Source organism: Mycobacterium sp. HUMS_12744610 (genome assembly GCF_041206865.1).
GTDB lineage: Bacteria > Actinomycetota > Actinomycetes > Mycobacteriales > Mycobacteriaceae > Mycobacterium > Mycobacterium servetii.
The window spans coordinates 1308527-1334410 of the sequence record NZ_JBGEDP010000001.1 but is presented as its reverse complement, the minus strand read 5'-3'; the positions used below and the strand labels follow the sequence as shown (position 1 = coordinate 1334410).

Sequence of the window (25884 nt, the reverse complement as noted above, 5' to 3'; positions counted from 1 at the left end):
TGAGCGTCTGAGTGATCCGAGGGTGCCCGTCGGTGCGACCCGGCGCAACCTGCAAAAGCCCGTCGGGCCCGACCGCGACACGGGTGCCGAAACAGCGGCCGGTCTGGCCCATGGTGGTGCGCAGCCATTCGGTGTCGGCGCGCGAGGCCCGCTCGAGTCGCATCCGCCGCACGCGCATCGGGATCATCCGCAGCGAGACCAGTTCCCTACTGGCCGCGTCGGTGCTCACCAGATAGAGCAGGCGGAGGTCGCCACGGAACGACTCGTGGCCCCCGATGCCTTCGTAGTCGTCGATGACGTCGCCGCAGCCGTACAGGATCGGCCGGCCGCGGTATATCTCGATCGGCCTGGGTGGTGCAAGGAGTGTCCGTGCACGACGTCGATGCCGGCGTCGATCAGCCGGTGCGCGAACGCGATTTCGCTCGCCGTCATCGCGTAGCCCCAATTGGATCCCCAGTGCACCGAGACGATCGCGACGTCGCCGTCGCGTCGGTGGGCCAGGACCTCGGCCGCCACCTCCTCGACGGCATCCCGCAGCGCCGTGTCCGCGATCAGCCACACCCCCGGCAGATCTGCTTGCGCCGCAAAGCTTTCGGGCACACCGGCCGACGTCACCGCCACCGAGCCGACAAGCAAGCGGCGCCCGCCGCGGCCCGCCAGCACCGCCGGACGCCGCGCGGCGAGCACGTCGGCGCCCGCCCCGACGGTCTGGATCTGCGCCCCGGTCAAGGCCGCAACGGTGTCGGCCAGTCCCTGGTAGCCGAAATCGAGAATGTGATTGTTGGCCAGGGCGCACACGTCGGGCCGCAACGCCGTCAGCGCGGGCAGGTTGTCCGGATGCATGCGGTAACAGACCGTCTTGCCCTCGGCGAACCGGCCGCCGGCGGTGATCGTCGTTTCGAGGTTGATCAGCCGGACATCGGGTGCGGCCTCGTCGAGCAGCGCCAGCCCCTCGCCCCACGGCCAGTTCCAATGCTCGGGGCGCGGTATCGGCCCGTGCGCGTGCTCGGCCAGCCGTATGTAGCCGCGCGCGTCGCGCAGGTGCGGCTCGCGCAACTGCGGGTCACCGGGTCGGGACAGAACCTGGTCGACGCCCCGCCCGAGCATCACGTCGCCGCCCAGCAGCACGGTCACCACATCGGAATCGCCGGCCATACTTGCCACCCGCCACAGTCGATCGCTGGCACATATCGACGCCACCATCGCACCCCGCGGGCCCGGCCGGGAGGGGATGAAAGTGCCGTGACAGTGCGCCCAAGGTCATCCGCCGCACGTGCCGGCCGCGCGCTGGGGGCGTTGGTACCCCCCCAAAAAAGGGCTCTTCTGGGAACTCCGTGGGTCATGGGATGGCCGGATAGAGCTGGAGCCCGCCGAGGTGGAAGTAGATCGCGGTCTTGAAGTGCTCGCGGTTGCGGTAGCCGCGGGCCGAAACCCGGATGGCCTGGATGCGTGAGTTCAGGCCCTCGGCACCGGCGTTGGTGATGCGGTGGGCGAAGTAGGACAACAGCCCCGCCTCGTGGCGCTTCAACGTCTTGGCCGCGTCGATGATCGGCTTGAGACGGCAGTGGGTGGCCCAGAAGTACCAGCGCTTAAAGTGTTTGGCTGCCCAGCCGCGACGCTGGTAGGACCAGAAGTGCCGCAGACTCTCCTTGATCGCCCATGCCCGAGCGGTTTTCAGGTCACCGGAGCGCAGCGTGGCGAAGCGGTCTTGGTGACGGTCGGGCAGGTTCTCCGCCGAATACAGCCACAGGTACTTGCTGCCGGCCAGGCTCTTATCGCCGGCCGCGGCCAGCGCCCGGTTCTCGGCCTTGCGCACGGTGTCCACGGCCTTGGTCAGGTAGCCCATCAGGTGGTAGCGGTCGAAGACGATCTTGTTCTCGGCGTCGCTCAGGTGCGCGCGCACCGAGGCGGCGAACGGCTCCCACATGTCCATTGCCACCGCCTCGATCCCGGCCAGCTGCTCGGGGGTGAACCGGTCGAAGTAGCCGTCCAGGCTGGCCTGGCGGCGTTCGTCGGCGATGTAGTCCACCGTGCCCGCGTCCAGGTCACTGACCACGGTGATGTAGTCCTGTCCCTTCCCGGCCGCCTTCTCATCGACCCCGACGTGGGCCGGCGCCACCAGCGGTTTGGCGGCCAGGCCGCGGGCCACCGCACGGTCCATCAGGTGCCACGCCTCGTCCCAGCTGACCCGCAGCAGCCCGGCCGCGGCCGCCACGTCGCACGCGGCGAGCACGTCGATGGCCAGCCGCTCAAACAACATGGTGAACCGCGAATGCGGCTCGGCCCACGGCAGCCGCACCTGATGCACCCCGTGCTCGGGACAGGCCACCCGCGGCGGGCTGGCATGCAGGAACGTCAGAAACGCACACGAGTCCAGATGCCGCCACGCCCGTTCCTCGCCATGGTCATACACCGACAGCTCGCGCTCGCAGTCCGGGCAGGCGAACCGGGTCCGGCCCGGATGCACGACCCAGACGTCCACCCGACCTTCCTGAGCCGACAGCTCCACCCGTTGCACCTCCCACAGCGCTACCAGTCCCAGCAGATGGCGGTACAACTCGGTGTCGCGCACACAGCACATCCTGCCGCCCTGCGCCCATCACGCCCAGACCAGACCCACAGAAAACCCGGAAGCGCCCAAAAAAGTGGGGCCTAACGGCCCTTCGGTGCGCCGACCCGCCGCGACAGACTCGATGCATGGACGAAAGTTTGCCGAGCGGGCGGCTGGGCACGTTGCGCGGTGGTATGCGGCTGTTCGACGATCGCGTCGACGCCGGGAGACACCTGGCCGAACGCCTGGAACCGTTGCGCGGCCAGGACATTGTCGTGCTGGGGCTGCCGCGCGGTGGGGTGCCGGTGGCCTTCGAGGTCGCCCGGGCGCTCAACGCGCCCCTGGACGTGCTGGTGGTGCGCAAGCTGGGGGTGCCGTATCAGCCCGAGCTGGCCTTCGGCGCCATCGGCGAGGGCGGCATCCGGGTGATCAACGACGCCGTGGTGGACGAAGCCGACCTCTCCGAGGACGAGATGGCCGCAGTCGAGGCGCGGCAACGCACCGAGCTGGAGCGCCGCTCGGAACGCTTCCGGCGCGGCCACGCACGCATCCCGGTGGCCGGGCGGATCGCGGTGATCGTCGACGACGGCGTCGCGACCGGCGCCACCGCCAAGGCCGCCTGCGAGGTGGCGCGCGCCCAGGGCGCGAACCGTGTGGTCCTGGCTGTGCCGATCGGCGGGCGCGACATCTTCGCCAGATTCTCCGGATACGCCGACGACGTGATCTGCCTGCACACCCCGGAGTTCTTCTACGCGGTCGGCCAGGGTTACTGCAACTTCACGCAGACCTCCGACGACGAGGTGGTCGCCCTGCTCGACCGTGCCCGGGAAGGCTTCCGCGAGCCCACGGTCGGCGCCGCCGACGACCCGCCCATACGCGACGAGGAGGTGCGGGTGAGCGCCGGCCCGGTGTCGGTGGCCGGGCACCTGACGGTCCCGGAGCGGCCGGTCGGCGTCGTGGTGTTCGCCCACGGCAGCGGCAGCAGCCGCCACAGCCCGCGCAACCGCTACGTGGCGGAGGTCTTGAACGCGGCGGGCCTCGCGACCCTGCTGTTCGACCTGCTCACCGCCGAGGAGGAACGCAATCGCGCCAACGTGTTCGACATCGGGCTGCTGGCACGCCGCCTGGTCGACGTGACCGGCTGGCTGGCCGGCCAGCCCGACACCGCGCCGCTGCCGGTCGGCTACTTCGGCGCTAGCACCGGTGCGGGCGCGGCCCTGGTCGCCGCCGCCGATCCCCGAGTCAACGTGGCGGCGGTGGTGTCCCGCGGTGGGCGACCGGACCTGGCGGGTGACGCGCTGACCGAGGTCCTTGCCCCGACGCTGCTGATCGTCGGCGGGCGTGATGACGTGGTGCTGGAGCTCAATCGGCACGCCCGGGCCATGATCCCCGGCGTCTGCGAGCTCGCCGTCGTTCCCGGCGCCACCCACCTCTTCGAGGAACCCGGCACGCTCGAGCAGGTCGCGGCGCTGGCCCGGGACTGGTTCATCGAACACCTGAGCCGCGTGGCCACGCCCGCGAGCCCCTGACCGCGACGAAAAGTCACGGCACAGGGTTATTTTGGAGCGTTGCCGCGGGCCTACGACGGCGAGTTCGCGGTTCGACACCGGGGCGACCACCAGCGGCAGGATTCCCCGGGCCGCGGATGACGAGAGTAGCGTGGTCCGGGTGACCAGGATGACCGTGACCATCCCAGCACAGGTCGACGCCGGAGAGCTCGAACGCGAACTGGTCACCGCGGTCGCCGACAGACTTCGCGACAACCACGGGTACCGGTTGGCGGCGGAGAGCCCGCAGGATGCCTCGGCAGCCCGGAACGAGTACCCGATGGATCCCGCCGGCAAGGTCGTCGTCGACAAGAAGCCGGGTGCGCTGGAGGTCAAGCTGCGCGGCCTGGAGGTCGACGCGCGCGACCTGTTCACCGGGATCAGCAGTGAGCTGGAGCTGCGGCACCACGGGCTGCGCACCGAGATCGGCTGACCGGCCCGGCGGTGTGCGCACCGGGACCTAGAACGTGACCTTCGACCCTGGTCGCTCGCCGGTCCGGCTGCGCACACTGCACACTATGACCGCATCTGAGAGCACTACGCAGACTTGGCGCGACGTGGCCGACCAGCTCACCGCGGCGCAGATCGCCCAGCTGGAGCGCCTCGAACACGACGAGCCGCACACGCTGCTGGAGATGGCGCGGCAGTGGGCGGCCGACAACGAGACCGCGGCCTCGCCGTTGGACCAGGTGGTCCCGCCCACGGGGGCGGTGCGCATGTTCGGCTGGCAACGTGACGGCAACTGGTTCCGCGACTTCAAGGGCACCATGCGCCGAGGAGGGCTGGCCCGCGTGGAGATCTGCGGCCGGCAGGAGGAAGACGGCTCGACGCGGCGGTGGATCACCGTGCACACCCGCCACCTGGACGCGCTGGACGCGCCGGCGGCCCGCGAACTGGCGGCCGCACTGAACGAGGCGGCCGACGAACTGGAATGGCTCGCCTGATCCGGGACCGTCTACCGGCCGACCGAAGACAGTGGGCGCCAGCCTGTTCGGGCCGAATTGCGGCGGTGCATGGGACTTCGGTCCCTACCGGTCGGCGGCGCGTGGTCCAAGGATCGATGGCACGTCAACAGCAAACCGAAACCGAGGAGGGGTCATGAACGATCTCCCTGCCCGTCACCAACCACGCTCCTGGCTGCCGGACTGGTCCGATCTCTGGTCGGACCTGCGCACCGGCATGCCGTCCTGGGCGGGCCTGCGCTCCGGCCACCTGATCCGGCTCGAGGAAGAGCTGGAGGACGGCCACTACCTGCTGCACGCCGAACTGCCCGGCATCGACCCGGCCAAGGACATCGACATCACCGTGCACCACGGCCAGCTCACGATCAAGGCGGAGCGAACCGAGAAGAAGGAATCCAAGGGCCGCTCGGAGTTCTGCTACGGCTCGCTGACCCGCTCGATCACGTTGCCGGCCGGCGCCGACGAGGAGGCCATCAAGGCCACCTACGACAAGGGCATCCTGACCGTGGACGTGGCCGTCCCCGAGCAGAAGGCCGCGGCGTCGGCCGAAAAGCACATCACGGTCCAAGCCGGCTGAATCAAGGTAGCGGCCTGTCGGCGTGCAAACAGGCGACGGCGTCGGCGATCGTCGGCGCGACCGAGGCGATACCGATCCCCGTCGCCTTGACCGCCACAGTGTCGCTGACCAGCACGCGGCGCAGCCCGAGCCGCTGCAGGCGGCCCGCCGCGGCATGGACGAACAGCCCGTGCGTGGCGGCGACGACGATGTCGGGTGCGGCGCCGCGCGCACGCAGCAAACCGACGGCGGCTTCGATGGTGGCCCCGGTGGTGATCATGTCGTCGACGATCACCGCCGGGCGGCCGCGCACGTCGCCGGCGACGTCCAGGGCGGCGACGGCCGAGCCCGCGTCACGCTGTTTGCGCACCACCGCCACCGGGCCGCCCAGCACCGCCGCGTACCGCTCGGCCAGCTTGACCGCACCCAGGTCGGGGGCGACCACCACCGCGCCGTCGGGCAACCCGCCGGCCAGCTCGCCGGCCAGGACCGGGACGGCCGACAGAGCTTCCGCCGGGATCCGGCACACCGCTTCCAGGGTCGGGGTATGGGGATCGACGATCACGAGCCGGTCGACGCCCGCGGCGGCGATCGCGTCGGCGACCACGGCCGAGCCGAGGGCCTGCCCCGGCGCGGTGCGCCGATCCTGGCGCGCGTAGCCGAAGTACGGCACCACCGCGGTCACCCGTCCCGCACGGGACCGGCGGCACGCGTCGATGAGCAGGAGCAATTCGACGAGGTGCTCGTTGACCGGCGGCGACGTCGGCTCGCGTCGCGCCGGTCGCCGTTCACTGGTCCAACGGCTTCGGCCCAAGGGCCGAATGGCCCTAGGCCCGGCGACATCGGCATTTCTATGGTGAGTCCAGGCGCATAACCACCCACCAGCGAGGATCTGGACAGTCAGCGATGAGCACTCATTATGAAACCGGCCCGGCGCCAGGCGAATACAGCGCCGAGGACGACAACCAGCTCCAGCCTGAGGACACCCTGATCGACCGGGGCGTCGACGATGTGCTCGACGAGGGCTATTCGCCGCCCGAGCACCCCTACGGACGCGGCGCATTCGGGCCCGGCGAGAGCATGGATGAGCTGCTCGCCGAGGAGGAACCGGATCCCGCCGCGCGAGTCGACGTGCTGCTCGACGAGGCCGAACGGCAGCGCTCCGATGACGCCGAGCGCGAGGCCGAGTTCCCGCAGCGGCGACGCGAGGTCGGTCGCGCGCGGGCGGGCCGGCTGGTGGCACCGGACCACGGTTTCGGCGAGGACACCGAGTCGGACATGGTCGCCGAAGACGTCGGTATCAGCGGCGGCGCGGCATCGGCCGAGGAAGCCGCGATGCACATCATCGACGACGCGGACTAGTCGAAGGACGCTCCCGAGATGAAGCTGTGGGTACAGATCAAGGACCGCGACGAGGACGCCGAGTTCCCCGACGTCGACTACGAGGTTTTGCCGGGCGGTGTCCTGATGATCAGCAGCGGCAACGACATTCGCCTTTACAGCCCGCACCACTGGCAAGAGGTCATGATCGACGCCGGCCCCACGCCTGCGCGCGAAGAACCTCAGCCGCCGGGCGACGACATCAAATGGCAGTAGCCGCCGCGGCGCGCTGATCACCGGCAGCCTCCGCTGACCACCGCCCGGTTCCACGAAAAGGGGTGCTTCGAGTGGATCCCGATCCCGACTACGACGCCTCCGACGAGATCGAGTACGCGGTCGACTGGTTCGCCTGGATGCTGCGCGGTGGTTGTCCCCCGCCGGCTTACCCGCCGGTGTGAGCGGCGGTCTCCGTCGTCGTAACGCGCCGCGCGACTGGGGCGGACGGGGGCTAGACTCACACCCGCCACACCCGGACGGCGGCCGACCGTCCGAAGCGGCACTAGGACGTCTGAGAACGCCGTCCGCGCCCTCGGGGAGGTGACGAAAATTGTTCGGCGCCTGGTAGCTGGTGGTAGGCATTGAGGTTGGGAACGTGATCCCGACGATTTCGGAACGCACCGGTTAGGACCAAGGCCACGATCTGGTGCACGCCGGGTGCCCCAATTTGAGGTCAATCCCTACAACGAAGTCTCTCTGAGCGCAGTTCGTCTTGTGGGGTCGAGCGGGATGGCCACGTCACACTTCGTGGTGTTGATGCGTGCTGGGCTGTCGACAGATCGGTGAGCGGCTAGGAAGTCGTCGGCGATGCGTGCGCAGTCGTCGGCGGTGATGACGCGCAGGCCGGTTATTCGCGCGAATGCCAGCGGGCCGATGAGTTGGCACAAAGCCAGTTGTGGGTCGAAGTCGTCGAGTTCGGCTCGTGCTGTGGCGTGTTGCAGAACGGCGTCGAAGGGCCAGCGGTACTGCTCGATGACGCGGGCGCGCAGGGCCGTGGAGGCGTGCTCATCAGCTGGCGCGGCGGGGCCAAGCGCGAGCCAGGCCAGTACGGTGACGTGCAGCGGCGCCTCAGCGAAGACGCCGGCCTGGCGGCTCAGCAGCTCAATTTGTTCGCGCAGCAAGCCTGGGGCGGGTGGCAGTGATTCGACTTGGGGAAGTAGCCGTTCGAAAGTGGCCGCGAGCAGGTGTGACGAGCTGTTGAAGTGGCGGTAAAGGGTGGTTCTGGCGACTTTGGAGGCTTTGGTCACCGCGTCGACGGTGACGGCTTCGATGCCGCCGCTGGTGAGCAAGGCTGTTGCGGCGTCGAGAAGCCGGTTGCGGGATCGAATTCGCCGCGGGTCGACATCGTCGACGCCGGCGCTGTGGGCTTGCGGCTGCAGGCTGCTCATTCTTCCTCGCTTCGCGGTTGACCATGCTCCTGGCTGACGGTTCCATGTGGAGCCGCTATAGTACCGGCAGTATCGTAGCGAAACCGATGGTAGCGAAAGGCCGTTAGTTTGTCTGATCGCTTGGTCGACGAGGGTAGCGCGCCCGGCGACTTGCCGGTGTCGGTCCCGCAATTGCTGCCCTACCACACTTCGACATGTTTGGGTTGTGGGCCGCAGAATCCGCATGGCCTGCATTTGGTGGCACATCGCAGTGGCGATTCGGTATACGCCGATGTGACGTTCACCGACCGCCACGTCGGCGCTCCCGGGCTTGCCCACGGTGGTGCTGTTGCTGCGGCGTGCGACGACGTGCTGGGTTTTACGCCGTGGCTCATTGGAGCGCCGGCAGTCACTCGCCGCCTGACCGTCGAGTACTTGCTGCCGGTTCCACTGAACCAGCCTCATCGGATCACGGCCCACATTGAGATGCGACAGGGCCGCGCGTTGCACGTCAGAGCCGCTGGCGTCGGCGGCGATGGGATCATCCGCTTCACCGCCGATGCGGTGTTCGTGGTGGTCGACGCCGCACATTTCGCTGCTCACGGTGACGTGTCCGGTTTTGGTGGCCTGCTGGAGCAATTCGGCCGCGATGGGGTGTCCCGAAACGGCCTGGCTCGATGAGCTCACCCGACTTGCGCGCTCACCCCGCCACGAAGAAATTTGGCGCCACTGCGTCGCCTGCGCGCGGCGTGAGCGCCGCACCGCACCTGGCCGGGGAGCGATGGGAAGCGTTGCTGGATGAGGCGGTGAGATTGGCGTCGGTGGGCGGCTACGACGCCGTGCAAATGCGGGCAGTTGCCAAACATGCCGGCATGGCCGTGGGCACGTTGTATCGCTACGTTCCGTCGAAGAATTACCTGCTGGCCGTCGCGCTGACGCGTCAATTTCACCGTGTGGAGGCAGGCTGGCACTGGACGGCCGGCGCCGCTACGCCCGCGCAGCGACTCGACCGGCTCAGCGCCTATCTGCACGACCGCTGGCAGCGCGATCCGCTGCTTACCGAAGCCATGGTCAAGGCTTTCCGGGTCACCGACAGCACCGCGGCTGACGTGGTGAACGAGGCCGCCGGGGTCATCGAAGATCTCCTGGCGCGCACCCTCGCCGGCGGCACGCCCAGCCTTCTCGATCGACGTGTCGCCGGGGTCATCGCCGACATCTGGCTGGCGAATTTGACCGCTTTCATCGGCCGACGGGCCTCGGCGTCACAGACCCGCGACCGCATCACTCGAGCCACCCGGCGGATACTGGCCAATCTGGCATTGTCATCAACAGCCCGACGACCGTGACCCAAGGCGACGGCATTGGGCACGCGCCTCGTTGCGGCATCGCCGCGGGCCTTGTCGGTGTGGCCGGAGTCTGTGGCAATGCGACAGAAGACTGATAATGTCGCATCCGAAAAGCGGGAGGGTCGCCAATTCGCTTTCGTTACGTCGCTAGTCGGTTCGAGTCAGGGTGAGGGCATCGTGGCGAGGACACCATCGCGTCGGGGTCAGGCGTCTGCGGCCACCCGCGCGGTGGCCACGGATCGGCTGCTCGACGCCGCCGAAGACTGCTTGCGGGATAAGGGGGCAATCGGGCACCACCATGGAGGACCTCGCGGGGCGTACCGGGGTCTCGCGCGCCACGGTGTACCGCTACTTCTCCAATCGCGAGTCCGTCATGTCCGGTGTCATCCTGCGGACAACCGAACGCTACCTGCGAAGCATTGCTCCGCGCATCGCTGAACATGCCGATTTAGGTTCGGCGATCGTCGATTTCGTCGAAGTAACGGTACGGGCGGCTCAACGCGAGCCGATCATCGGTGTGTTGTTCGGCAGCGACGACGATTTAGCCGGTGTCGGGTTGGCCGAAGGCACGTCGGTGGCACTATTCGACCTCGTCGCCGAATTCCTACGACCAGTCTTCAAAGAGCGGTGGGATCAACTAGGGTCGGGGATGTCAGTTGACGACGCCGCCGAGTGGATTCTGCGCGTCATCCTCAGTCTGATCGCGGTGCGCGGCCCCCGCCAGCGCAGTCCCGACGGCCTGAACACCTTCCTACGCCGTTTCCTGCTGCCGTCGTTGCTTTCCACCGCCGAGTCTGGCGACACATGCAACAAACCGTGAGTAGTGTCTTAAGTCATGACGATTGACTCCGACGCCGATCGAGAGCGCTGACCGTGCAGTTTGCGCAGGTCGACCCGGCCATTGCCGAACAACTGCAGAACGCTTCGGCGGTCGTGGAAGGGCTATCCGGTTATCTGGGTTTTCGCCACACCGAGTTCACCGCCGGGCGACTGGTGGTGGAGATGGACGCCCGCGCTGACCTGTTGACTGCGTTCGGCAATCTGCTCGGCGGATGCCCGACCGCGATGGTCGACCACTGCCTGGGTGTGGTGTTCTATCCAGTCATCCCGGCCGGATCATGGGTCGCGACCACGGGGTTTCAAGCTGAACCGGCTTGCGCCCGTGTCACACCGCGTGTGCGTCGCCGTGGCCGAGATCATCGCGCTGGGAAAGCGTAGCGGGGTCGCCAGAATCGACATCAGCAACGACGGGAGCGCAGTGTGCGCCGCCCAAGGAATCGTAACCGTGGTGCGCCCAACGACCGGGTCGGCGTGAGCGCGAAAGTCACCGTTCCCCTCGCGGCTCTAGCTGCCCGATTCGCACGGCTGCGCCGATGACGCTCACGCACTTCAACGGCAGCGACGGTGTCACGCTTGCCGCGGATTGCTACCGGCATCACGATTCCCCCGCTGTCGTCCTCCTGCTACACGGCGGAGGTCAAAACCGCCAGGCTTGGGCGGCCACCGCGCACGAGTTACACGAAGCTGGCTACACCGTCATCGCCTATGACGCCCGTGGTCATGGAGACAGCGCCTGGGATCCCACCGGACACTACGATCTCGACGTGCTGGCGTCGGATCTACTGGCCGTACGTGCGCAAGCGTCAAGCGACCGCCCCGTAGCGGTGGTGGGTGCGTCTCTGGGCGGCATGACCGTCCTCGGGGCACACCGACTCGCAGCCGCAGACCTGTGGGCCGCAGTAACCCTGGTCGACATCACCCCGCGCATGGAGTTCGACAGAGCACGCCGTGTCGTGTCGTTCATGGCCGCCCACCCTGATGGATTCGGCAGCCTCGACGAGGCGGCCGACGTCATCGCCGAATACAACCCACACCGCGCACGGCCGCGCAGTCTGAACGGACTCCGCAAAGTGTTACGGCCACGCGAGGACAATCGGTGGATCTGGCGATGGGACCCGGCTTTCGTGACCTCCAACTTCCACGTCCTGCGCGGCGATCCCGCGGCCGGCGCCGAGGAGTTCAACGCCATCACCGACCTGCTGGTCGACGGAGCCCGCCGCGTACAGGCGCCGACGCTGCTGGTGCGCGGTGTGCTCTCCGACGTCACATCGCCGCAATCGGTCGATGAATTCCTGCAGGTCGTACCGCACGCCCAGACAGTGGACGTCTCGGGCACGGCCCACATGGTCGCCGGCGACGACAACGACGCCTTCACCGCGGCAGTCGCGGACTTTCTGGACCGCACCATTGCGGCAACGTCGTGACGCTGCCCGCTGAAGCCATCCCTACGGCGAGTCGCCTGCCGCTGCGCCGCCGGCGCGACGGTGAGCGGCTGCCGGCGTCGTCTCACTGGTATTGAGTGACAGCACGTAGGCGCCGAGGCTTCCGAGGAAGCCTGCGCAGTGGGCGACGAGTTCGTCGGTGCTGAAGTCGAGTTCGTCGTCGAGCCAGCGGCGCAGCACCTCGAACAGCCCGCCCACCCCCAGGGTCGACGCCAGATGGGCGACGCTCACTGCGGAGTCGGGAATATCGAGGCGCACTCTAGCCTCGCGCAGCACGAGGTCGGCGAATCCAGCCATGAGTTGGCTGCGCAACTCACGTAGCAGCGGCTCGGTTGCCGATTCGACAAACAAAATCCGGCCCAGCCGCCGGTCGTTTTCGATCATCGTGATCAGCGCGCGAATCGGAGCGTGCGCCAACACGTCGGGGGTTGCGCCCGCGTCGGGGATCGCTTGGACAATCACCTCCTGGAAGGTGGCGTAGAGCTGCTGGTAGACCGCCCGCAACAGCTCGTCCCGATCGGTGAAGTGTTGATAGAAGTACCGCGAGGTTACCCCCGAGGTCGCACACACCGCCGTCACCGTGGCCGCCGTCACGCCCCGGGTGCCGATCAACTCCACGGCAGCATCGATCAAGCGCTCGCGGCGGCGGCGATGACGCTGCTCGGCCGACACTCCGCTGTACACCCGGACCGAACGCACACGTATAGTCTGGCACCCACATCTGACAAGGTGTAAAGTCAGATTCGTCCACTACGAACAAGGGGCAGCGTGATGAGCAACGAGTCGTCGATATCGTCGAGAACACGGGTGCTGCCGAAGGCCCGCCGGGTCCGTTTCGCATTGCCTTCGGGCACCACTCGTCAGCATTTCGTGGGCGGCGAGCTGGTGATGAGCCACTTTATTTCGACCTTGTCGGCAACGTTTCCCGAGGGAGAAGACTTTTTTATTCGGTCAGTGCGCCAGTACCGTGACCAGATCAGCGACCCTGACCTTCAGGAGGCGGTCAAGGGATTCATCGCACAGGAGGCCACCCACCGGCACCAGCATCGGCTGCTCAACGAGCGGCTGCAGGCGATGGGTTATCCGACTGACCGGATCGATCGGCACATCAAAAAATTGGTTGCCCGGTTGGAGCAGCGCTTCTCCCCGGTCATGCGCCTGGCTGTCACCGCCGCGCTTGAGCACTACACCGCGACACTGGCCGAGATCATCTTGACCAGTGATGAAGCCCAGAAACTGATCGGCGACACCGAGGTCCGGCCGATCCTGCTGTGGCATGCGTTCGAGGAGTCCGAGCACAAGGCCGTCGCTTTTGATGTCTTGCGGACGATCGGGGCCACCGAACGCACCCGCGTCTGGGGAATGCGCGTCGCTTCGCTGCTTTTGTTCACCGAGTTGATCGCCCAAACGCTCCGGTCTATGGCGGCTGACCGTGCTGCATATCATCCGAGACGAATGACGGCCAGCCTGAAGGCATTTCGTCGGTCCCCCATGTTCAGCCCCGAGGCGGTGCAACGCTTCCGTTCTTACACTCGCCCCGGGTTTCACCCTGACGACTGGGACAGCGCCGACGTCCTGGGCCGCTGGGCGGCCGAGTTGTTCGACGCCGACGGCGCCCAGCAGATCGGGCAGCCGGCCGACGCGCCAAGGGCCTAGCGTCATCCAGAGACAAACACGCCGATAACCGGATCGCCGACGTCGAAGCCGCCACCACCGATACACGGATCTGCTACTCAATTACGCTGTTCCGCAGCCCATTTCGGCATGTTCTGACGTGAGCGACTTTCATTCCCGCTGCCAGGCGGCTGCCGCTTATCGGGTGAAGGTGTCGCGCTCGGCGGGGGTTGTACGCATGAGCGGGCCGTAGCGTTGCCGGAGCTCGGTGACGATGTCGGCGAACGGCAGGTCGTGATACCAGCCTCGGTCATGAAGATATTCCATGTGCTGGTGGCCTTCGCTGTCGAAGGCATGCAGCAGTGCGTCGTGTTCGCCGTCAAAGTCGATTGGGGGCACACCGAATCGGGCACACAGTTCGGCGTTGAACGCCGGTGTCGCCTTGACCCAGCGGTTGTTGACGAAAAGTTCGCTGTAGCCGTGGTAGACGAATAGGTCGGTGCCGCCCATTCGGGCGCGCAGCGTGTCGGTTTGTAGGTGGTTGCGCACGTCGGCGAACCCAAGGCGGGCGGGTATACCCGCGGCGCGGGCCGCCGCGGTGAGCAGGACTGCCTTGGGGACGCAGTAGGCGCGGGTAGCGGTGGCGACGTAGCTGGCGCGGTAGTGGCCGGGATCGTCATCGACACTGTAGGGGTCGTACCAAATCGTGTCGCGGACAGCGGCGAAGATGCGCTGGGCTCGTGTCACCGGATCGTGGCTGTCGCCGATCGCCGCCCGGGTGAAACGCTGAACATTGTCGTGGCGCCAGTCCAGGAACTCCGTCGTTGCCAGAAAACTCGGGTGCTGCCCGGTGGATGTGTCGGTCACTGAGCGCCTTTTGTCCTCGCCTCGGCCGCGATATGGCCTGTCAGCGATCGCGCCGCGTGGTCCAAGGCCTCGGCAAGACACCGCTCGGCTTCGGGCAGTCCGGCGGCTAGATGGGCCGCCGCAGCACAGCGGTCCCGCACCGAAAGGCTGTTGTCCATGGCTTTCTCGGCGACAGCGGTCCACAGGTCGGCTGCTCCGCGGGCCGCTGCTGCCGCGATGGCGACCGCGTCGTTGTCCAGCAACTCGGCGATGTGCTGGCAGCCGTGAGCTTGCAGGCGGCGGAACAGTCCGCCACCGGTACCGGCCTTTTCGATGAACGCGCCAAGCCCGAACAGTGCTTCGGCGAGCGCATCGTCGTCGAAATAGTCAAGCCAGCAGCGCACGTCGTCGGCGAAAACCCGCACACCAGGTAACCCGGCCCCTGCCAGGTCGGCGTCGTTGAAATTTAGAAGCGGCGGCCCGGCGGCCTCGCCGCGCATCGACGCCGCGCTGGCTGCCAGCGCGGGCCCGCTGATCACGGCCAGTTCGGGAACGTGGCGTGGCCAGTCGATCAGATAGGTGGTGTGACGGGTCGGCATCGGGAACCCGGTCGAGCACCGGGCGCGCCGCAGGTTCTCATACGGAACGCTTTGGATGGTGTCCCGGTCGTTGTCGACAACATAGGCCAGTTGATGATCGTCGTCGTAGCCGACGATCACGACATCGTGGCGGCTCATGCTCAACCGCACCCGAAGATAGGGCAGCTCGGCGATGTCGGCCCACACCATCACCGGCCGGCCGGCGTCGATCTCGCCGGTCACCCACGCCCAACCGAGGTCGGCGTCATCAGTCGAGGCCACCCGCAGCCCGGCGCCGATACGGGTCAGGTAATCCTCTTCCAGCCCGCCTCCGCGCCCCACCAGATAGATCTGCGGCCGCAACCGGGCGCAGCGGATGTAGCTGAAACCCACGACACCACCGAGAGCGAACACCAGCCCCTCGGTTGGCGGCTCAGATTCCCAGCCGAGTTCGGCCCACTCGGTGAGATCACGCAACGCCGACGACCCGCAGTGCCCACCCATTCGGTGCCGGTAGGCGATCTGTCCTGCGCCCAAAGCCTTTCGCGCCTTTCGCTCGTCAGAATCGGATGTCCTCGGATGTTGCGGCCTGATCTCATGTCCTCGTATCCCTCGTTGACCTGCTCGAGGGTGTATTCCCGGGTGATCAGCTCGTCGAGTTTGAGTTGCCCGGCGTTGTAGAGTTCGACCAGCCGCGGGATGTCGTGGGCGGCGTTGGACGACCCGTACAACGCGCCGCGGATCTGCTTTTCGTACAACGTCAGTTCCAGCAGCGATCCCGACATCGAGGTGTCGTCGGGGTGCCCGATCGCGGTCACCACCACCCGGCCCCGCTTTCCCACCAATGACAGCGCCTCACCGATGTAGGACGCCTCGGCCACGTCGGTGGTCAACACGCACACGTCGGCGAGTTTGCCTCGGGTCAGATCGCTGACCAACGCCCACGCCTGATCGATCGTGGCGGCGGTGTGCGTCGCGCCGAAGCGGGCGGCCTGCTCGCGTTTGAACGCGACCGGGTCGACCGCGACGATCGTCAACGCTCCGGCGATGCGGGCGCCCTGGATGGCGTTCATGCCGATACCGCCCGCCCCCACCACGACCATGGTGTCCCCGGCGCGCACCTCCCCGGTGCGCACCGCCGACCCGTAACCGGTCGTGACACCGCACCCGATCAAGGCTGCTTTGTCCAGCGGGGTTCCGGCGTCGATTTTGACCAGTGAGGCTTGCGGCACCACGGTGTACTCGGAAAACGTTCCCAACAAACACATCTGACCGATGTCCTGGCCGCGGGCGTGGAAGCGGTAGGTGCCATCAATCTGGGGTCCCATCATGATCGCCGCACCCATCTCGCACAGGTTGCCCATGCCGCGCGCACAGTACGAGCAGCGTCCGCACGCGGGCAGGAACGTCAAAATGACCGAATCGCCCTCTGCGAGATCCTCGACGCCGGGCCCGACCGCGGCCACGGTGCCGGCACCTTCGTGTCCGCCCACCACCGGCAGCGGTATCGGCAGGTCGCCGGTGACCAGGTGCTCATCGGAGTGACATAACCCGGTCGCGGTCAGCCGGACCAACACCTCGTCGGGACCGGGGGGATCGAGCTCAATCTCCTCGACCTCCCATTTCTGGCCCAGGCCCCACAGAATCGCTGCGCGTGTCTTCACCGTTTCACTCCTTGCACGTTGATGTTTCGGTTTTATCGATGCTTCGGGTTTATCGCCGGGAAAAGATCAACCGAGGGTCTCGATGACGAACGCGCAGTCGGTGTGCTGCTGGCGGAGCGTTTTTTTGTCGAACTTGCCGGTCGACGTCAACGGAATTTCGGGGACGAACGTCCACCGCTCCGGCAGCCACCACTTAGCCACCCGGTCGCGCAGGAAGTCCGCCAGTTCCCCAGCAGTGGCGGTGTGCTCGGCGTGACGCACGATCACCGCCAACGGCCGTTCCTGCCATTTGGGGTCGGGCACCGCGATGACCGCCGCGGTGCGCACCCCGGGGTGCGCGGCCAATTCGTTTTCCAGTTCCACCGAGGAAATCCATTCACCGCCGGACTTGATCACGTCTTTGGCCCGGTCGGTCAACGTGATGAACGCATCCTCAGAGATCGTGCCGACATCACCGGTCGGCAGCCACCCGTCGGCAGTAACCGCTGCGGTGTCCTGGCCGTAGTAGCGTTCGGTGATCCACGGCCCGCGCACCTGGATCTCCCCGACCGACTCGCCGTCCCAGGGTTGTTCGACGTCCGTGTCGTCAACGATGCGGGCTTGCACGCCGGCCACCACCCGACCCTGCGTCGCCCGCAGTCGCTGCGCGGTATCGGCGGGGTCGGTGTGGCGCGGCAGGGCCACCGAGGCCAGCGGCGAGGTTTCTGTCATGCCCCACGCCTGCACGATCCGGATGCCCAACTCGTCAAACGCAGCCATCAGCGACCGCGGCACCGCAGATCCCCCGCACGCCACCAGCTTCAGTGAACTCAAGTCATGGCCGGGATTGCTGCGCAGGTAGTGCAGGATGTCGGTCCAAATTGTTGGCACCGCACCCGATATCGTCGTCCGCGTCGCTTCGATCATCTCCACCAGCGGCGCGGCCTGCAAGAAGCGATCCGGCAACACCAGCTGCGCGCCGGCCATCATCGCCGCATAGGGCAGCCCCCAGGCGTTGGCGTGAAACATCGGCACAATGGCCAGCACCGTGTCGTCATGGCCGATACCCAACGCGTTCGCCGTGCAGGCGGCCTGCGAATGCAGCCACGTCGAACGGTGACTGTAAACCACTCCTTTCGGGTGACCGGTGGTGCCGCTCGTGTAGCACATCGCCGCGGCGGAGCGCTCGTCAACACTGGGCCAGTCGAAGGTCTCCGGCTGGCCCGCCACCACCTCCTCGTAGCGCAGCACGGTTTTCCCGCAACCCTCCAGCAGCGCCAGATCACCCTCACCGGTGACCAGCACCGTGTGCACCGAGGCCATCGTCGGCAGCGCCGCCGCCAGCACGCCCAGCACCGTGTCGTCGACGATGACCACCCGGTCATCGGCATCGTTGGCGATCCACGCCAACTGCTGCGGCGGCAGCCGCAGGTTCAACGTGTGCAGCACCGCGCCCATCGACGGCACCGCGGCGTAACTGTCCAGGTGCTCCTGATTGCTCCACTGCAACGTGGCGACCCGCTCATCACCGCGCACACCGATCTCACGCAACGCGTTGGCCAGCCGAGCCGCCCGAACCGCCAACTCCCGATACGTCACCCGAGAAATCTCCTCCGGACCACGCGCGGTGAACACCTCCCGCTCACCATGCACCGTCGCCGCATGCCCGACGATCCCGGCGACACCCAACTGAACGTCCTGCATCGTCGATTTCACCGCGACACCACCCCGCTCAGCAGACCAGTCGACCGCTGCGGCTCACGCATCAATGAGGTCCTGCCGCTGCGCGGCCTCCAACATCAGCCGATACTCCGGGAACAGATTCTTGGCCTGCGGTATCAGCTTGACCAGCTTGGCCACCGGACCCTTGGCCCGCACCGTGCCCTTAGCCATCGCCACCGTCAAGTTCACCTTCCCCAACCAAAACCTGTTTCCCATGTCCGCCGACATGAACAACTCCACATTGGGCACCGCCGCACTCGACGCACCGGTCTCGACGACCTTGTTAGGCATATCCACCGTCACCACCGCATCCGGATCGGTGTAATGAACCCGCAACACCACCCCCGAACCCGCCAGCTTGTCAGCCAACCCCTCCTTGTCCAGCCCACGCCTAAAAATCCCACCCAGATACGTGTAAACCTCATCCTCATCAGCAAAAACAGCCATCCCAACCTCGTCTCGTAGGGATCAACAACTCGCGACGTTTTCAACTAGGCCCGACGTCTTGAATCGATATTTGACACTCAAAGCGCTTGGCGGACCAGACATCACGACACCACCGATGCGGATGTCGCTGCTCATCGCCGGACTGGGGCAGCGATACGTTGCCCCAGTCCGGCCGCGCTAACTGGCCCAGCCGGCGCTTGCCAACGTGGCACCCAGCCGGTTAGGCCGACGTGCCGGCCAGGGCTTTGCGATCCTCATCGGCGAAGTCGTCTTCGAGCTGAACCGGCGTGTAGTCGACATCGATGTCGGCAACCGGACGCCCCCGCGCGCTCTCGATCGTGCTCAACCTGCGCATTCCCTTGTCGGTCGCATAACGAGTCAACTCCTCCACGGTCAGGTTGAACGGGATCTGGTCGCCGTAGGGTGTCAGGAGTTCTTCGATCATCTGAACTCCCAACGGGATCAACTCGTTCATGCGTGCTTCGAACACCGACCAGTTGGCATCGTCGGCGGCGATGTGACGCCGGCAGGTGAAGGTGCCCCACGCCATGTGGCGGCGCTCGTCGTCACCGATGCGTCCGATGAACTCCTGCATACCGGGAAGAACGCCGCGGTCCACACAGATCTTGTGCCAGGCATAATATCCGGTCAGCGCCAACATCCCCTCGACGATGTGGTTGTAAGTTGTGGCCGCACGAATCTGGGCGGCCGGCGAGGGATCCGTGACGAGATCGCCAAGTGATTCCGAAAGCTCCTCATTGAAAATCTTCCGGTACGCCGGAGAGTGATAACCATGCAAATCCTCGGTGACCCCCACGGCATCCAGCCATAACCGGAACCCCTGAGTGTGCTTAGCCTCCTCGAAAGCGAACTGGGTCAAATACATCTCGTCACCCAGCCGGCCCTCGGCCCGCATCGCGGCCATGAACGGTTGGATGTCCTGTGTGACCGCCTCTTCACCGGCGAGGAACGCCGCACACAACCGCACCGCGAGATCGCGTTCGCTCTCTGATAGCGACTCCCAGTCCTTGCGGTCGCGGGAGAAGTCGATGTCGGCCGGATCCCAGAATTTCGCGTTGCCCCCGGCGAACAGCTTGAGCGGCAAGCTATCCCAGTTAAGTCCGCCCGCAGCCAGCGAGCCGTAACCCGTTCGTGTCATGATAGTGACCTCCTTGTCATGCTGTGAAACTTGCGTGTTGGACTGTCGCAGTGTCTTGATGCTGGCCTCCTCCTCGGACTCATCTCGATGCAACGCTTCCCGGATAGGACAGCCCCCGTCCGGCCGCAGCTTTGGCTCTCATCGGCGGCGACGGTAACGACGCGAAAGCGTGCGTCAGGACCGCGACCAGCCGCCGCACCGCCAGCTGCGGCTGCTCAGGTGTGGGCTCGTCGAGACCGAGGATCGGATCCATCCCGCGCACGTACGGCGCGAGCGCCAGATGCGGGAAAAGCAGCAACAGCAACGACAACAGCGCATCGGTGTCGGCGTCGGCGCGCAGGTCCCCGCGTACATGTGCGTCGCGCACCAAGGGCCGCAACACCTCCAGGTAATGGCGGTGAACCACGGTCCGCACACTGACGCGGGCGTCGGTATCGACCTCCAAACTCACCGCGGCATGCAGCGCACGCTCGCGAGGATGCTCAGCGAAATAGACGATCCAGTCGTCGAGCAAGTCGGTCAGGAAGTCGAAAAACGGTCGGCGCGGATCAAGTTCGCGGATACGGACCTCCAGATAAGACCGCACCCGCTGGCTAGCCACGTCGGCGACGAATGCGTACAAGTCGCGTTTGTCAGCGAAATACTGAAAGAGGCTGCCCTTGGCCACTCGCGCACGCCGCGCGATCACGTTCAGGCTGCCGCCTGAAAACCCATGCGCCGCGAACTCGGCTTCGGCCGCCTCTATCACGGCTGCGCGACGGGCCGGATCGACACGCGCCCAAGTAACCGTCGGCATCCCACCTCCTTGTCGCGACCCGTCAAAAGTAATGACCACTGGTCATTGTAGCATGATGCAGGTCACAGTCAATGCCGCGGCGTGCCTCACCTACTTTGAGCGCGTGGGCGACGGCGGTGCCTCACCAATTTTGAGCGCGTAGCCCGAGAGGCTTGCCCGGTATGGAGGGCAAGATCGATATGGCCGCGAGACGGCAGGTGACGAACAAATTGCGAGGTCGGTATCGCAAGGCGTCGAAAGCGGACAAGACCAAGATCCTGGACCGGGTGGTGTCCACCACCGGGATGGGCCGCTCGACGGCCCGGCGGATGCTGACCGGTCCTGCGCTGGCGGACCCGGCTGAGCAGGTCGATGGGCGCACCCTGCGGGCGCGGGGCTTCAGCGACGACGCCAGGGCGCTTTTGGAGCACGTGTGGGCCTTGATGGGCATGCCGTGCGGCAAGTACCTGGTGGTCATGGCCGAGCTGTGGCTACCGCTGCTGGCGGCCGCCGGTGACCTCGACAAGCCGTTCGCCACCGAAGCGGCCTTGGCCGAGCTGAAGACAATGAGCGCGGCCACCGTGGACCGCTACCTCAAACCGGCCCGGGATGCGATGCGCATCAAGGGCATCTCGACGACGAAACCCTCACCGCTGCTGCGTAATTCGATCACCATCCGCACCTGCTCCGACGAGGCGCCCGAGACTCCGGGGGTGATCGAGGCTGACACTGTGGCGCACTGCGGCCCGACGCTGATCGGCGAGTTCGCCCGCACCCTGACCATGACCGACGTCGTCATCGGCTGGACCGAAAACTACTCGATCCGCAACAACGCCTCCAAGTGGATCACCGCCGGCATCGAGGAGTTGCGGGCGCGGTTCCCGTTTCCCATGGTGACCTTCGACTCGGACTGCGGCGGTGACTTCATCAACCACGAGGTCGCCGACTGGTTGCAGGACCGCGACATCACCCAGACCCGCTCGCGGCCCTACCAGAAGAACGACCAGGCCCATGTGGAGTCCAAGAACAACCATGTGGTGCGCATTATGTGGAATCTGATTTGTCATCAAGTTCGGTCCCTATTTGCCCTGGTTGACTGCGGTGATCGGTAGCAGGGTGGCGGTCGCTGGGATACCGATCTCGCGTGGGGTTGTCTCATCGGGTGTGGCGACGTCGATCAGTCGTTCCAATAGGCGGTCGAGCGCGCTCTGTCCCTCGTCGACCGCCGCTTGTTCGTCGTCGGTCAGCGGGACACTGGCCAGCATGCGCTGGAGGTTTTCCTTGGCCTCCAGCAATTGCGCCTTGCTGGAGGCCTTCGGAGTGTAGAAATCGCAACGGGCGCAGGCCATTCGGTGTCTGCATTGCTCGAAGAAGCTGTAGGTGCAGTAGCCGTGGCCGAGGTCGTAGTACTGCCAGGGCTCGCCGGTCGCCGCGGCCCCGGAGACGACGGCGTCGCGGTCCACGAGGACCTCGATGGTGCGGACGTTGCGAGCGAAGTACCCGGCGTCGCTGTATGCCTTCGCCAACGTAGTTGGGGCGATCTTGGCGTAATGCTGAGTGGCAGAGGGACTTCGGTGACCAAGCCATGCTTGCAGCTCGAACAGGGTCATGGGCTCTTTGGCGTTGTAGAGCTGGCTGGCGATGGTGGAGCGGGCCCGGTGGCTGGTGATGTTGCCGCGGACGTCGGCGGTCGGCACACCCGCTTTGGTGCAGAGGGCGGGGATGACGCGGATGTTCAGGTATTGCCTACCGATTCCTTGTGCGCGGTAGGAGAACAGCGGGTGCACCCGTTCGCTGGTCTTGCGGTCAAGGACAGCGGGCTGGGTCGGCCGGACGGCCTCCCATGCTGCGATGGCCTGCCCCAGGATCGGGTCGACCGGTTTGGTGAACGCGGTCCCGGTCTTGTGCACCGGGACATCCAGTAAACAGACCGCATCCTTGTCCAGCGTTTGGTCGGTGTCGCCGGGCAGGGCGACGTCTTCACGTTGCCAACGCACGCATCCGACCCGCAGTCGGACGATCTCGTCGCTGCGCAGTCCACCGAACAGCCAGGTCAGTGCCAATGCCCGGAGAAGCTCGATCGGATACATACGGCCGACCGGGTTGGCGTAGACGTCGCTGTGCTCCAAGTTGAGGCCTGCCCACAGCAGCTTGGCCCAGACATCGTCGGCGATCACGCGCGGGTCGGGGCCGATGAGTGCGCGGATGCTGCGCGGGGTGGCCAGCACGCGAGCGGGATCGAACCGTCGGGAGATCCAACCCCACTCCTGGCAGTCGCGAAAGAGCTGGCGAGCCCCGGCGAGCAGGCTACTCTTCGTGCGCGGCATCAACGGCTCCCCGATCCGATCTCGTAGGGAGTCGTCGTTTTGGGTGTAGTCGCCGATACGCAGGCGGTCGACAGCGGCGACCCAGGCCGCGCACAGCTCTCGCGTCCACTGGCCCGGCTCCTGGACCTCGGGATGCTCGGCAGCCAGCCAGCGTCCCATCCGCAGCATCTGGTTGCGTCGGCCCTTCCTGCCCGATGATGGAAGAGTCGAGGTGTCGTACCAACGCACCACCCAGTCCGCCCAGACCGGGTCCACGCCCTCGGCCGGCGCCAGAGTCAGCCGCCTGGGCGGTCGCGGCGGATCAACATACCCGAGCGCCGCCAGCGCCCGGTGCAGGCTGTGGACGTTCTGGCGCAACGAGTACGGGACCGACATGTTCGTCCGCAGTGCCCGCAGCGCGTCTTCGGACAGGTCGGCCAGCAGCGGGCTGCGGTTGAGCAGCATCGCATGGCAGACCAGGCTCGCGGTCCGCACGCTCACTTTTGGTGACCGCTGGCCCCATCCGTGCAGTACCGAGGCGACTTGTTCTACCGCTTGGTCGACGGCGTTTCTGCCGAACACTTTCCGAGCGACCGCGCCGCGGTCGACGTTGCCCAGTAAGTGCAGTTCGGTGAACCCAAACAAGTAAGCCATGGCGATGGCGTAGGACCTTGCCGACGTGTGTGCCCATCGCGGATACGTTTCCAGGAAAGCTTTTCCGTTGATCCCCAGAACGCCGGCCCAGGTTGGCCCGTCCCAGGCCCAGAAGCTGGCCCCGAGCGTGGCGCAGCCCGACAGGATCACCGCGACGGCGTCTCGGGCCGACCGGCGGTGGTACCAGCCATCAGCTACCTCAAGGCGTTCCACCGCCTGAGCCAGTGGAAGCACCAGTCGGTGAACAGCTCGCCACCGCCGCAGCCGCGGGTCCTTCCAGTACTGCGGCCAGTGACGCACGTCCCAGCCGAGGGTGTCCAGCGCGGCCCGCTCGGCGATCGACAGCGTCGCGGAGCGATCAAATTGCGCGGTGCCGACCAGCCAGGACCACGCGGGAACTATGACCGTGGCGGCCGCCGACGACTCTGCAGTCACTGCTCGACCACCCCCGATTCTGGTTCGCCGAGCCGGGCCAATGTGCGGACCCGCCAACCATGAATCTGCTCCATCCCGCGACTGAGCTTGTCGGCAAGATCACGGCCGGACAGGTGGATATAGGCCAGAGTGGAATCTGTCGAACGGTGACCGGCGAATGTCGCGATCGCATGCAGCTCCCAGCCCATGCGCGCCAGGTCGGTCAGGCACAAGTGCCGAGTCGTATGGGTGGAGAACTGCGGCAGATCGGCCGCCAACGCCAGCCGCCTGACGACCTTCGACCACGTCCACAGGCTCAGCGGCGCAGCCCTATTCCGCCGGGACTCCGACAAGAACAACGGCCCACGAGCGCGGGAAAGCGTCGCTCGGTGGGCCAGATAGCCTGACAGCAGTATCCCCGTAGGCGCCGAGTAGGGCACCACCCGTTCCAACCGGTTCTTCGTCGTTTCCGCCCGGATCTGCAGAGTCCGGTGAGCCGGGTCGACATCATCGGTGCGCAGGGAGCACAGCTCCTCGCGCCGCAGCGCGGCGTCATAGGCGAGCGCGAGCATCACCCGGTTGCGGGCCGGCTCCCCGGCGGCCACCGCCAGCAGCGACAGCCATTGCGATTCGGTGGGAATCCACGGCAGCTTGGTCAACCGGGGAATCAAGCCACGCTGATGGCCTGCGCCGCCACGATTGCGGGCCGTGTAGCGACCACGGCCGACCGGGTTGGACTCACGCACGCCCTCCTCGACCAGGAAGTCGTAAAACAACCTCACGGGAACCATCCGCTGCTGCAGCGTGGCGTTGGCCAACCCCGCGCCCGAGTCGATCGAGACCACGTTCGCACCCCGACGGCTCGGCCGGTCGCCCAATTCCCTTACATAGCTTGCGATATGGGACCGGTCAGCGCCGAGCGGATCGACTCCCACCCGCTCGCACATCTCCAGGTACTCCGCCAGCCCCCGTGCGTAGGCGTCCATCGTCCGGGACGCACGCCCAAGATCGGCCCACATGCGCAGCCAGATGACCGCCTGCTCGTGTCGGCCGAGGACCGGCCACTTCTCCGCCAGCACTACCGTGCCCAACAGGTCTCCTCAGTTCGTGGTCGTACCGCAGTGAGCTGATCCTCACTGCAGCCAGATTCCACGTAACTGACAAGCACGCCTTCTACTGGCGCTACGACACCCCCGGCGAGTTGCAGCTGCTCAACCGGTTATGGGAGCTGGTGTCGCTGCGCCTGAATTTCTTCACCCCGACCAGAAAGGCCGTCGGCTACACCACCACCGCGGCCGGTCGCCGTAAGCGCGTCTACGATAAGCCGGCCACCCCGTGGCAGCGTCTGCGGGCATCGGGCGTCCTTGATGCGCAACAGCTTTCGAACGTTGCAACCCGCATCGAAGGCACCAACCCGGCCGATCTGACCCGCCAGATCAACACCATCCAGATGCAGCTGCTGGACCTGGCCAAAGCCAAGACCGAGGCCCTGGCCGCCGCCCGCCACATCGACCTGCAAGCATTACAACCGTCAATCAACCGATTGGCCAAGGCGAGGTAGTGCAGGCCTCCTACGCGCTCACTATGTGTGAGGCACCAGCGACCGCTTCGCGCTCACTTTTAGGTGAGGCACCTCGTGGGGTCTGTAAGTTAAACGGTGTAACTCCTGAGGAAGAAGGAGAGCACTGTGACTGATGTGATTATCGGTGACACCGTCGTTGAGTCGGCCGACGAGGAG

General features: G+C 66.3%; 26 protein-coding genes and 4 pseudogenes. 16 read left to right on the top strand and 14 right to left on the bottom strand.

The window, feature by feature from the left end; genetic code table 11:
* Positions 1–40: 40 nt before the first annotated feature.
* Both AB8998_RS06770 and AB8998_RS06765 read right to left on the bottom strand, forming a co-directional pair.
* Positions 41–1155 (bottom strand): annotated as a pseudogene (locus AB8998_RS06770) (CapA family protein); the annotation flags it as partial.
* 184 nt (positions 1156–1339) lie between these two features.
* Positions 1340–2572 carry an ISL3 family transposase gene (locus AB8998_RS06765; RefSeq protein ID WP_369737157.1) on the bottom strand — a complete coding sequence of 411 codons (1233 nt, stop codon included), beginning with the start codon at positions 2570–2572 and terminating at the stop codon, positions 1340–1342.
* Positions 2573–2745: 173 nt separating this feature from the next.
* Here AB8998_RS06765 and AB8998_RS06760 point away from each other — a divergent pair, with 173 nt between their 5' ends.
* The 4 genes from AB8998_RS06760 (at position 2746) to AB8998_RS06745 (ending at position 5637) form a co-directional block, all read left to right on the top strand.
* Positions 2746–4080 (top strand): phosphoribosyltransferase family protein, encoded by a 1335-nt coding sequence (locus AB8998_RS06760; RefSeq protein WP_369741452.1) that lies wholly within the window; start codon positions 2746–2748, stop codon positions 4078–4080.
* A 139-nt stretch (positions 4081–4219) separates the two neighbouring features.
* Positions 4220–4531: a hypothetical protein gene (locus AB8998_RS06755; protein WP_369737156.1), complete on the top strand. Its 312-nt coding sequence runs from the start codon at positions 4220–4222 to the stop codon at positions 4529–4531.
* Positions 4532–4616: 85 nt separating this feature from the next.
* Positions 4617–5042: a hypothetical protein gene (locus tag AB8998_RS06750; protein ID WP_369737155.1), complete on the top strand. Its 426-nt coding sequence runs from the start codon at positions 4617–4619 to the stop codon at positions 5040–5042.
* A gap of 154 nt (positions 5043–5196) precedes the next feature.
* A complete protein-coding gene (locus tag AB8998_RS06745; protein WP_369737154.1) occupies positions 5197–5637 on the top strand; it encodes an Hsp20/alpha crystallin family protein in 441 nt (146 codons plus the stop codon).
* A 1-nt stretch (position 5638) separates the two neighbouring features.
* On the opposite strand, the gene AB8998_RS06740 is transcribed toward AB8998_RS06745, so the two are convergent.
* Positions 5639–6430: a ribose-phosphate diphosphokinase gene (locus tag AB8998_RS06740; RefSeq protein ID WP_369737153.1), complete on the bottom strand. Its 792-nt coding sequence runs from the start codon at positions 6428–6430 to the stop codon at positions 5639–5641.
* 92 nt (positions 6431–6522) lie between these two features.
* Here AB8998_RS06740 and AB8998_RS06735 point away from each other — a divergent pair, with 92 nt between their 5' ends.
* The 3 genes from AB8998_RS06735 (at position 6523) to AB8998_RS06725 (ending at position 7394) form a co-directional block, all read left to right on the top strand.
* Positions 6523–6978 carry a DUF5709 domain-containing protein gene (locus AB8998_RS06735; RefSeq protein WP_369737152.1) on the top strand — a complete coding sequence of 152 codons (456 nt, stop codon included), beginning with the start codon at positions 6523–6525 and terminating at the stop codon, positions 6976–6978.
* An 18-nt stretch (positions 6979–6996) separates the two neighbouring features.
* Positions 6997–7212 (top strand): hypothetical protein, encoded by a 216-nt coding sequence (locus tag AB8998_RS06730; RefSeq protein ID WP_369737151.1) that lies wholly within the window; start codon positions 6997–6999, stop codon positions 7210–7212.
* A 71-nt stretch (positions 7213–7283) separates the two neighbouring features.
* Positions 7284–7394 carry a hypothetical protein gene (locus AB8998_RS06725; protein WP_369737150.1) on the top strand — a complete coding sequence of 37 codons (111 nt, stop codon included), beginning with the start codon at positions 7284–7286 and terminating at the stop codon, positions 7392–7394.
* Between the two features lie 279 nt (positions 7395–7673).
* On the opposite strand, the gene AB8998_RS06720 is transcribed toward AB8998_RS06725, so the two are convergent.
* Positions 7674–8381: a TetR/AcrR family transcriptional regulator gene (locus AB8998_RS06720; RefSeq protein ID WP_369737149.1), complete on the bottom strand. Its 708-nt coding sequence runs from the start codon at positions 8379–8381 to the stop codon at positions 7674–7676.
* 150 nt (positions 8382–8531) lie between these two features.
* Here AB8998_RS06720 and AB8998_RS06715 point away from each other — a divergent pair, with 150 nt between their 5' ends.
* The 5 genes and pseudogenes from AB8998_RS06715 (at position 8532) to AB8998_RS06695 (ending at position 11970) form a co-directional block, all read left to right on the top strand.
* Positions 8532–9041 carry a PaaI family thioesterase gene (locus AB8998_RS06715; RefSeq protein WP_067971098.1) on the top strand — a complete coding sequence of 170 codons (510 nt, stop codon included), beginning with the start codon at positions 8532–8534 and terminating at the stop codon, positions 9039–9041.
* Entirely contained in the window at positions 9038–9706 is a 669-nt protein-coding gene (locus AB8998_RS06710; protein WP_067970553.1) for a TetR family transcriptional regulator, read from the top strand. The genes AB8998_RS06715 and AB8998_RS06710 overlap by 4 nt, the downstream gene beginning before the upstream one ends.
* 298 nt (positions 9707–10004) lie before the next feature.
* Positions 10005–10526, top strand: a complete 522-nt coding sequence (locus AB8998_RS06705) for a TetR/AcrR family transcriptional regulator (protein WP_067970555.1) — start codon at positions 10005–10007, stop codon at positions 10524–10526.
* 53 nt (positions 10527–10579) lie between these two features.
* Positions 10580–11021, top strand: a pseudogene (locus AB8998_RS06700) (PaaI family thioesterase).
* A 58-nt stretch (positions 11022–11079) separates the two neighbouring features.
* The gene (locus AB8998_RS06695) at positions 11080–11970 is read left to right on the top strand and encodes an alpha/beta fold hydrolase (RefSeq protein ID WP_067970557.1); all 891 of its coding nucleotides are present in this window, start codon (positions 11080–11082) and stop codon (positions 11968–11970) included.
* Between the two features lie 21 nt (positions 11971–11991).
* Here the strand turns inward: AB8998_RS06695 and AB8998_RS06690 are convergent, their stop codons facing one another.
* On the bottom strand, positions 11992–12687 hold the full coding sequence (locus AB8998_RS06690; protein WP_369737148.1) for a TetR/AcrR family transcriptional regulator: 696 nt from the start codon (positions 12685–12687) through the stop codon (positions 11992–11994).
* 72 nt (positions 12688–12759) lie between these two features.
* Here AB8998_RS06690 and AB8998_RS06685 point away from each other — a divergent pair, with 72 nt between their 5' ends.
* Positions 12760–13644, top strand: coding sequence for a metal-dependent hydrolase (locus AB8998_RS06685; RefSeq protein ID WP_067970562.1), 885 nt, complete (start codon positions 12760–12762; stop codon positions 13642–13644).
* A gap of 156 nt (positions 13645–13800) precedes the next feature.
* Here the strand turns inward: AB8998_RS06685 and AB8998_RS06680 are convergent, their stop codons facing one another.
* From AB8998_RS06680 to AB8998_RS06650, 7 genes and pseudogenes are all read right to left on the bottom strand, one after another.
* Positions 13801–14469: a transglutaminase-like domain-containing protein gene (locus tag AB8998_RS06680; RefSeq protein WP_067970564.1), complete on the bottom strand. Its 669-nt coding sequence runs from the start codon at positions 14467–14469 to the stop codon at positions 13801–13803.
* Positions 14466–15530 carry a BtrH N-terminal domain-containing protein gene (locus AB8998_RS06675; RefSeq protein WP_067970566.1) on the bottom strand — a complete coding sequence of 355 codons (1065 nt, stop codon included), beginning with the start codon at positions 15528–15530 and terminating at the stop codon, positions 14466–14468. The genes AB8998_RS06680 and AB8998_RS06675 overlap by 4 nt, the downstream gene beginning before the upstream one ends.
* A gap of 68 nt (positions 15531–15598) precedes the next feature.
* Positions 15599–16690 (bottom strand): annotated as a pseudogene (locus tag AB8998_RS06670) (NDMA-dependent alcohol dehydrogenase); the annotation flags it as partial.
* A gap of 66 nt (positions 16691–16756) precedes the next feature.
* A complete protein-coding gene (locus AB8998_RS06665; RefSeq protein WP_369741451.1) occupies positions 16757–18373 on the bottom strand; it encodes a long-chain fatty acid--CoA ligase in 1617 nt (538 codons plus the stop codon).
* A 54-nt stretch (positions 18374–18427) separates the two neighbouring features.
* Entirely contained in the window at positions 18428–18838 is a 411-nt protein-coding gene (locus AB8998_RS06660) for an SCP2 sterol-binding domain-containing protein (RefSeq protein WP_067970572.1), read from the bottom strand.
* Positions 18839–19058: 220 nt separating this feature from the next.
* Entirely contained in the window at positions 19059–20048 is a 990-nt protein-coding gene (locus tag AB8998_RS06655; RefSeq protein ID WP_268811493.1) for a R2-like ligand-binding oxidase, read from the bottom strand.
* A gap of 28 nt (positions 20049–20076) precedes the next feature.
* Positions 20077–20793 (bottom strand): TetR/AcrR family transcriptional regulator, encoded by a 717-nt coding sequence (locus tag AB8998_RS06650; RefSeq protein ID WP_369737147.1) that lies wholly within the window; start codon positions 20791–20793, stop codon positions 20077–20079.
* Positions 20794–21077: 284 nt separating this feature from the next.
* On the opposite strand from AB8998_RS06650, the pseudogene AB8998_RS06645 reads away from it, so the two are divergent.
* Positions 21078–21362: pseudogene (locus tag AB8998_RS06645) on the top strand (integrase catalytic domain-containing protein); the annotation flags it as partial.
* On the top strand, positions 21339–21884 hold the full coding sequence (locus tag AB8998_RS06640; protein WP_369741450.1) for an integrase catalytic domain-containing protein: 546 nt from the start codon (positions 21339–21341) through the stop codon (positions 21882–21884). The pseudogene AB8998_RS06645 and the gene AB8998_RS06640, both read left to right, overlap by 24 nt.
* Here AB8998_RS06640 and AB8998_RS06635 read toward each other — a convergent pair.
* Together AB8998_RS06635 and AB8998_RS06630 are read right to left on the bottom strand one after the other, a co-directional pair.
* Positions 21852–24167, bottom strand: coding sequence for a tyrosine-type recombinase/integrase (locus tag AB8998_RS06635; protein WP_096867490.1), 2316 nt, complete (start codon positions 24165–24167; stop codon positions 21852–21854). The two genes, AB8998_RS06640 and AB8998_RS06635, sit on opposite strands and share 33 nt — an antisense overlap.
* Positions 24164–25237, bottom strand: coding sequence for a tyrosine-type recombinase/integrase (locus AB8998_RS06630; RefSeq protein WP_067970576.1), 1074 nt, complete (start codon positions 25235–25237; stop codon positions 24164–24166). The genes AB8998_RS06635 and AB8998_RS06630 overlap by 4 nt, the downstream gene beginning before the upstream one ends.
* A 110-nt stretch (positions 25238–25347) precedes the next feature.
* On the opposite strand from AB8998_RS06630, the gene AB8998_RS06625 reads away from it, so the two are divergent.
* The gene (locus AB8998_RS06625) at positions 25348–25707 is read left to right on the top strand and encodes a transposase (protein WP_369737146.1); all 360 of its coding nucleotides are present in this window, start codon (positions 25348–25350) and stop codon (positions 25705–25707) included.
* Positions 25708–25884 lie beyond the last annotated feature (177 nt).